A 7,044-nucleotide genomic window follows, 5' to 3' on the forward strand; every position below is an offset into this window, starting at 1 on the left:
CGCCGGCGCATCGGCCCCGGCCGGCGGAGGCGTGCCGTGGGACGGCGGCGCGGCGACCTCGGGTGGCGACGCGACGGCCCCGGACGGCGGGGCGGCGACTTCAGGCGGGGCGACGGCCCCGGGCGGCGGCGGAGTGGTTCCGGTCGGGTGCCCTTCGGCGAGCAGGCGGTCGACCAGTGAGGTGGTGTAGTGGCCCTTGCGGAAGGCGGGGTCGTCGAGGACCCGCCGGACGAACGGAATGGTGGTCCGCACCCCCGGCCCGGCGATGTCGAACTCCTCCAGCGCGCGTTCCAGCCGGTTCAACGCCAGTTCCCGGTCCGGCGCCCAGACCGCCACCTTGGCCAGCAGTGAGTCGTAGTACGGCCCGACCAGGTAGCCGGGGTGGCCGTGGGTGTCGACCCGGGTGAACGGGCCGCCGGGCGGGACGAAACGCTCCAGCCGGCCGGGGGTCGGCGCGAAGCCGCGGTCCGGGTCCTCCACGTTGACCCGGCACTCCACGGCGACCCCGTGCAGCCGCACATCCTGCTGCCGCGGCCGCAGCGGCAGGCCGGCAGCGATGTGCAACTGCTCGTGGACCAGGTCGATCCCGGTGATCATCTCGGTGACCGGGTGCTCGACCTGGATCCGGCAGTTGATCTCCAGGAAGTGGAACCGTTCCTCGGCGTCCACCAGGAACTCCACCGTGCCGGCGCCGGTGAAGCCGACCTCCAGCGCGCCGCGCAGGGCGGTCTGCGCGATGGTCTCCAGCAGCCGGGCGGGCAGCGCCGGTGCGGGGGCCTCCTCCACCAGCTTCTGGTGCCGCCGTTGCACCGAGCAGTCCCGGGTGCCCAGGTGCACGCCGTTGCCGTGCCCGTCGCAGAGCAACTGCACCTCGACGTGCCGGGCGTCGGTCAGATAGCGCTCGACGTACACCCGGTCGTCGCCGAAGGCGGCCTGCGCGGCGGCCCGGGTGCGGGCGTACGCCCGGGGCAGCTCGGCCGGGGACCGGACCACTGTCATCCCCCGGCCCCCGCCCCCGGCCGCCGCCTTCACGATCACCGGGTAGCCCACCTCGGCGGCGACCTCCGCCGCCCGTTCGGCGGTCGGCACCGGGCTGACGCTGCCGGGCGGCAACGGCAGCCCCGCCCGGCTCATCAGCGCCCGGGCCGAGGACTTGTCGGCCAGCGCGGCCATCACCTGCGGCGGCGGGCCGATGAAGACCAGCCCGTTGTCGGCGCAGATCTCGGCGAAGTCGGCGTCCTCGGAGAGGAACCCGTAGCCGGGGTGCACGGCCTGCGCCCCGACCTGCCGGGCGGCCTCCACGATGGCGGCGGCGTTGAGGTAGCTGCGCCGGCTCGACGCCGGTCCGATCAGCACCGCCTCGTCGGCCAGGCGGACCGGGACCGAGTCGGCGTCCGCGGTGGAGTAGACCACCGCCGTCCGTACGCCCAACTCCCGGCAGGCGCGCAGCACCCGCAGCGCGATCTCACCCCGGTTGGCGATGAGCACCTTCTCGAACATCCCCACCACCTCAGGCCGGTTCCAGCGCGACCAGCGGCTGGTCGTACTCCACCGGTCGGCCGTCGTCGACCAGGACCTCGACCACCCGACCGGCCCGCTCGGCGGTCACCTCGTTCATCAGCTTCATCGCCTCCACGATGCCGACCACCTGCCCGGGCCGGACCAGGTCGCCGACGGTGACGAAGGGCGCGGCGCCTGGTTCGGGGGCCCGGTAGAAGGTGCCGACCATCGGCGAGCGCACCTCGATCCGGCCGGCCCGCGACGCGGGCCGGGGCGCCGGCACCTCCGACGCGGGGGCCACCGCCGGGGCGTCCGGGGCGCGTCCGGTCTCCGCCGCGGGGGCCTCGTGCCACTCCACCTCCAGCACCGTGTCGCCGCTGCGCAGGCGCACCCGGCGTACCGGGCCGGCGACCTCGGCGACGAGCTGCCGGGCGTGTCGGCGCAGGCCGGCCAGCACCACGTCCACCTCGTGCGCCGCCTCCACGCCGTCGGCCGCCGACGATCCGGCGCCGGCCGGGACGGTCCCGGCGCTCACCGGGCACCCATTCGGAGGCCGGCGCGGGCCGCGCCGAAGCGCCGGAAACGCTGGCGACGCCGACGTACCAGGGTGGCGGGCGGCACGTCGAGCAGCGGCAGCAGGTGGGCCAGCACCGCCTCGCGCAGCGCGCGGGCGGCCGCCTCCGGGTCGTGGTGCGCGGCCGGGACCGGCTCGGGGACGAGGTCGTCGACGACGCCGAGCCGGCACAGGTCGGGGCCGGTCAGCCGTAGCGCGCGGGCGGCCTGCGGCGCGGCCCCCCGGTCCGGCCAGAGGATGGCCGCGCAGCCCTCCGGGCTGATCACCGAGTAGACGGCGTGCTGGAGCATCAGCACCCGGTCGGCGACGGCCAGCGCGAGCGCCCCGCCGCTGCCGCCCTCACCGGTGATCACCGCGACCACCGGAGTGGGCAGCACGCTGAGGGAGAGGATGTTCTCCGCGATCGCCGCCGCCTGCCCCTGCTCCTCGGCGCCGACGCCCGGGTCGGCCCCGGGGGTGTCCACCAGGGTGACCACCGGCAGGCCGAGCCGGGCGGCGAGCCGCATCAGCCGCAGCGCCTTGCGGTGCCCGGCCGGGCTGGCCATGCCGAAGTTGCGGGCCACCAGCTCGCCGGTGGTGTGGCCCTTCTGGTGGCCGATCACCATCAGGTGCCGGCCGTCGAGCCGGGCCAGCCCGCCGACCACCGCCGGGCAGTCCGCGCCGAGCCGGTCGCCGTGCAGCTCGACAAAACCCTCGAACGCGGTGTCCAGGTAGTCCAGTGTGGTCGGCCGGCCGGGGTGCCGGGCCAGCCGTACCGTCGCCCAGGCGTCGGCGCCCGCCGCCGGTGCGGCGTCGGCCGCCGTGCCTGGCGGGTCCGCGACGGCGGCCGGGCGCGCGGCGGGCACGGGCGCCTGCCGGGGTACGGCACGCCACGCGCGGCGGCGGCCGGCCCGGGCGGCGGCGAGCAGCGCCACCAGCCGCCCGCGCAGGGCGTGCCGCGGCACCACCATGTCCACCTGGCCGTGCCGCAGCAGGAAGGCCGCGGTCTGGAAGCCCTCCGGCAGCGCCCGGCCGGTGACCTGCCGGATCACCCGAGGGCCGGCGAAGCCCATCCGGGCGCCGCTCTCGGCGAGCACCACATCGGTGTTGGTGGCGAACGACGCCGCCACACCACCGTACGTGGGGTCGGTGAGCACACTGACGGTGAGCAGCCCGGCCTCGCGCAGCGCGGCGATCGCCTGGCTGACCGTGGCCATCTGCATCAGCGCCAGTGCGCCCTCCTGCATCCGCGCCCCGCCCGAGGCGGTCACCAGGACCAGCGGGACCCCGTCCTCCAGCGCCCGCTCCGCCGCCCGGGTGATCAGCTCGCCGACGGCGGCGCCGAGACTGCCGCCGAGGAACCGGAAGTCCATCACGGCCAGCGCGCACGGGTGCCGGCCGATGGTGGCGGTGCCGCAGACCACCGCCTCGGCCAGCCCGGTGCCGGCCCGGGCCGCGCTGAGCCGGTGCGGGTACGACAGCACGTCGACGAACTCGATCGGGTCCACCTCGGCCGGCCGGTCCGGCAGCGGGGTGAACGACTCCGCGTCCACCAGCTGGCGCAGCCGCTCGGGGGCGGCGAGCCGGGCGTGCTCCCCGCACTCCGGACAGACGTCGAGGTTGCGGCGCAGCCGCTTGCGGTACAGCAACGACGCGCAGCCGGCGCAACGGGACCACAGCTCCCCCTCCCGAGGGGCGGTGGCGGTCACGACCGCCGCCCGGCGGGGGCCGTCGCGTCGAAGCGGTAGAAGCAGCGCGCCATCGCGTCGCGGGGCTCCCGCCAGGTCGGCAGGTACGGCGAGATGTACGGGCGCAGCCGGGCGCTGACCCGCTCGAACTCGGGGTGCCCCCGGGCCGCCTCGACCGCGCCGGATGTCGGTGACTCCGTCTCCAACAGGTGCACGTAGAGGTCGTGCAGCCGGTAGAGCGACCGGTGCCGGACGCCGACCAGGCGCGGCAGCTCCGTCGCGTCGGACTCGGCGAAGATCTCGGCGACCTGCGCCTCGGCGGTGGGTACCACCTTCGCGACGATCAGCGAACGGTCCATGGATGGGCCTCCCCCCACGGCCTCCGGCGCGGGTGCGGACCGCGCCAGCCAAGCCGGACGACTGCCCGACACGATGCTCGGGTCGCCGTCACCGGGGCGTCACCGGCGGGCACCGGCCCACGAATCTTCGTGACGGTGCGTTGACGCATCCCTGTGTATCCGCTGTGCAGAGAACTTCGCCGTCACACTTTATCCGCAGTTCAGAAGCGGTTTCATGGCTACGCGTGCGCCGGCACGACGCCTACCCGACATTGACCGAGAGTGACCACAATTGATAATCTTCGTCACGGTCAGACCGGTGGCCACGGCACGCGACGCCGCGCCGCGGCGGAGCGACCCGACAGTGGGGTCATGGGCAGCCGCACCGGGGACAGCCGAGGAGTCGGGACGCGCGTTCCGCAGGGGGTGCCGCCGTGGCCGCTGATCCGTCCATGCCGACCACCGGGCACCGACCCGGCACGGACATCTCGCTGCACCTGCTCGGCGGCTTCCGGTTGTTGCACGACGGCGCGCCGGTCGTGGTACCCCGTGGCCTGCAACGGGTCATCGCGCTGATCGCGTTGCGTCCGGGCGCCACCCGCAGCCACCTGGCCGGCCTGCTCTGGCCGGACGCGCCGGAAGACCGGGCGCTGTCCTCGCTGCGCACCGCCCTCTGGCGGCTGCGCCAGGACCCCTGCTGCCCGTTCGTCACCGCCGGCGACACCGTACGGCTGGAACCGGCCGTCCGGATCGACGTCGACGCGCTGGTCGGCACGGCCGCCCGGGTCCGCGACGGCGACGATGCGTACGCCGCCGCGACGCTCGCCGCCGGCCGGCACGACCTGCTCCCCGGCTGGTACGACGACTGGGTCCTCGCCGACCGGGAGCGGCTGCGCCAACTGCGCCTGCACATGCTGGAGGAACTGGCCGGCCACCACCTGGCGGCCGGCCGGCACGGGGAGGCGCTGGAGGCCGCGCTGGAGGCGATGTCCGCCGAGCCGCTGCGGGAGACACCGCACCGGCTGGTGGTCCGCATCCACCTCGCCGAGGGCAACGCGTTCGAGGCGGTGCACGCCTTCTACGTCTACCGGGACCTGCTGCTGCGGGAGCTGCGGCTGGAACCCTCGGCGGCGATGGCCGCGCTGCTCGACGAGACCCTCGCGCCGATCCGCGAGGCCACCCGGGAACGGCCCGGCGGTCCCCGCCGGCCACCCGACGCCCGGGTCGCGCCCGGGAGCGGCTGACCGACGTCACCGACGGCGCGGCAGGCGTGACGGCGAGGTGACAGTCGTACCGGCAGGGTGGGTCGCACAGCAGTCCGTGGTCTCCGACCTGGGCGGAGCACCACCGGCGAGAGGGGTCCCATGAGTCGTCTACTGATCGTCAGCAGGATCCTCCCGGGCTCGGAGGGTCGGGTGGCGCAGATCTTCGCCGAATCCGACGCGACCGAACTGCCCGCCCTGACCGGCGTCCGGCACCGGTCCCTGTACTGCCTGCACGACCTGTGCGTACACCTGATGGAGACGGAGGACGTGGACCCGGACTCGCTGGCCGGCGCCCGCAACCACCCGCTGTACCTCCAGGTCAACGAACGGCTCTCCGCGCACACCTCCCCGTACCTGCCGACCTGGCGTTCGCCGCGGGACGCGATCGCCGGCTGCTTCTACCGCTGGGACGCCGCCGACCTGCCGGCGCCGCGCCCGGCCGGGTGAGCGGGACGGACCTGCACCTGGCATCCGCAGCTGGCGGAGCTGCTGGCCCCACGTTCGTCAACGGCTTCTCCAGGTACCGAAGCGAAGAGGACTGAGCCGCCCGGCCGGGCCCGACGACGGCACCTCGTCGCGGCCCAGCCGGGTCCACCCTTTTTCCGTACCGTCGGTCATCCCGTCGCCACCCCCCGACACCGTGCGTCCCAGCTGGGTCGCAGTGGCCGGGACCTGCCTGTCGTCCGGCACCCGTGTGTGCGAAGCTGCGGCGGGTTTTTCTTCGCGACTTTCACCGATGTACGCAAGAGGGAGGTTTTGCCGTGCCGTCGACTTTCGGGCAATGGCTGATCGTGATCCTGGTCTTGGGACTGGCCGTGGCCGGGGGCTGGCTGTGGCGCAACCGGCAGGCCGCAGCGACCGCCGGGCAGCCGGAGCCCATGGTGGAGGGTGACCCGGTGGTCGGGCTCTCCGAGGACGAGAAGGCCGTCGCCACGGTGACCGCGACCGTCGACACCCCCCGAGCCGAGGCCGCCGTCGACGTCGCGCCGGCGGACAGCGTCGCCGCCCCGGTCGACGCGGACGCGAACCGGACCGACGTCGCGGACGGCGACCGGGCCGACGCCGTCGCGGCCGACGAGGAGCCGGCCGTGGAGCCGGTCGGTGTCGCGCAGACCGCCGGGGACGAGGCGACCCCGCAGGTCGCGCCGGTGTCGGCCGGGCCCGTCGAGACTCCCGCTGCCGCCGAGGTCGAGGCCGCCGAGCCGCCGACGGTCACGCCGGTGATCCCCGCTCCCCGCAACCCGGTGGAGGATGACGCGCCGGCCGCGTCCGGCGAGCTCGTGACCGCCGACGCGGACGTCGTGGCCGCGCCGGCCGCCGAGGCGGCTTCGGTCGCGCCGGCCGAGGACGGGCCGGCGGACGACTTCCGCCGCATCCAGGGAGTCGGGCCGAAGATGGCCGCCGCCCTGCAGGCCGCGGGGATCCGCACCTACCGCCAGCTGGCCGAACTGGACGAGGCGGCGCTGCGCGACACCATCCGGGCCGCCGGGCTGCGCGCCGCGCCGAGCGTGGCCACCTGGCCGCAGCAGGCGAAGCTGCTGGCCGGCGCCGACCAGGTCTGAGCACCACGCGGGCCGGGGGGCGCGGCCCCGGGCGGGCCCCCGCCCGCCCCCCGGCCCCGCGGCCCGCAACGGGGGGCCCCCCCCCCCCCCCGGGCCGGGGGGCGGGGGGCGGGCCGGGGGCCGGGCCCCCCCGCGCCG

The 7,044-nt window shown here is 75.8% G+C and carries 7 protein-coding genes; 3 read left to right on the forward strand and 4 right to left on the reverse strand.

Annotated elements, in window-relative coordinates; all coding sequences use genetic code 11:
- From AB0I41_RS34450 to AB0I41_RS34465, 4 genes are all read right to left on the reverse strand, one after another.
- Nucleotides 1-1,500: acetyl-CoA carboxylase biotin carboxylase subunit (locus AB0I41_RS34450; RefSeq protein ID WP_357115416.1), on the reverse strand; the 1,500-nt coding region annotated here is incomplete at its 3' end.
- A 10-nt stretch (nt 1,501-1,510) separates the two neighbouring features.
- Complete coding sequence (gene accB, locus AB0I41_RS34455) at nt 1,511-1,984, reverse strand: acetyl-CoA carboxylase biotin carboxyl carrier protein (protein ID WP_357115432.1); 474 nt, start codon at nt 1,982-1,984, stop codon at nt 1,511-1,513.
- 47 nt (nt 1,985-2,031) lie between these two features.
- Nucleotides 2,032-3,762: an acetyl-CoA carboxylase carboxyltransferase subunit alpha gene (locus AB0I41_RS34460; protein ID WP_357115418.1), complete on the reverse strand. Its 1,731-nt coding sequence runs from the start codon at nt 3,760-3,762 to the stop codon at nt 2,032-2,034.
- Nucleotides 3,759-4,100: a TcmI family type II polyketide cyclase gene (locus AB0I41_RS34465; protein ID WP_357115420.1), complete on the reverse strand. Its 342-nt coding sequence runs from the start codon at nt 4,098-4,100 to the stop codon at nt 3,759-3,761. The genes AB0I41_RS34460 and AB0I41_RS34465 overlap by 4 nt, the downstream gene beginning before the upstream one ends.
- A gap of 413 nt (nt 4,101-4,513) precedes the next feature.
- On the opposite strand from AB0I41_RS34465, the gene AB0I41_RS34470 reads away from it, so the two are divergent.
- The 3 genes from AB0I41_RS34470 (at nt 4,514) to AB0I41_RS34480 (ending at nt 6,906) form a co-directional block, all read left to right on the forward strand.
- The gene (locus tag AB0I41_RS34470; RefSeq protein ID WP_357115423.1) at nt 4,514-5,323 is read left to right on the forward strand and encodes a BTAD domain-containing putative transcriptional regulator; all 810 of its coding nucleotides are present in this window, start codon (nt 4,514-4,516) and stop codon (nt 5,321-5,323) included.
- A 120-nt stretch (nt 5,324-5,443) separates the two neighbouring features.
- Nucleotides 5,444-5,791, forward strand: a complete 348-nt coding sequence (locus tag AB0I41_RS34475; protein ID WP_357115426.1) for a TcmI family type II polyketide cyclase — start codon at nt 5,444-5,446, stop codon at nt 5,789-5,791.
- 314 nt (nt 5,792-6,105) lie between these two features.
- Nucleotides 6,106-6,906, forward strand: a complete 801-nt coding sequence (locus tag AB0I41_RS34480; protein WP_357115429.1) for a helix-hairpin-helix domain-containing protein — start codon at nt 6,106-6,108, stop codon at nt 6,904-6,906.
- The last annotated feature ends 138 nt before the right edge of the window (nt 6,907-7,044 follow it).

The sequence above is a fragment of the Micromonospora sp. NPDC050200 genome (genome assembly GCF_040656135.1).
GTDB lineage: Bacteria > Actinomycetota > Actinomycetes > Mycobacteriales > Micromonosporaceae > Micromonospora.

Excerpts from the sequence above, each read along its gene's own strand:
- AB0I41_RS34475 (WP_357115426.1), top strand. The coding sequence starts at position 5,444 with ATGAGTCGTCTACTGATCGTCAGCAGGATCCTCCCGGGCTCGGAGGGT.
- AB0I41_RS34465 (WP_357115420.1), bottom strand. The coding sequence starts at position 4,100 with ATGGACCGTTCGCTGATCGTCGCGAAGGTGGTACCCACCGCCGAGGCG.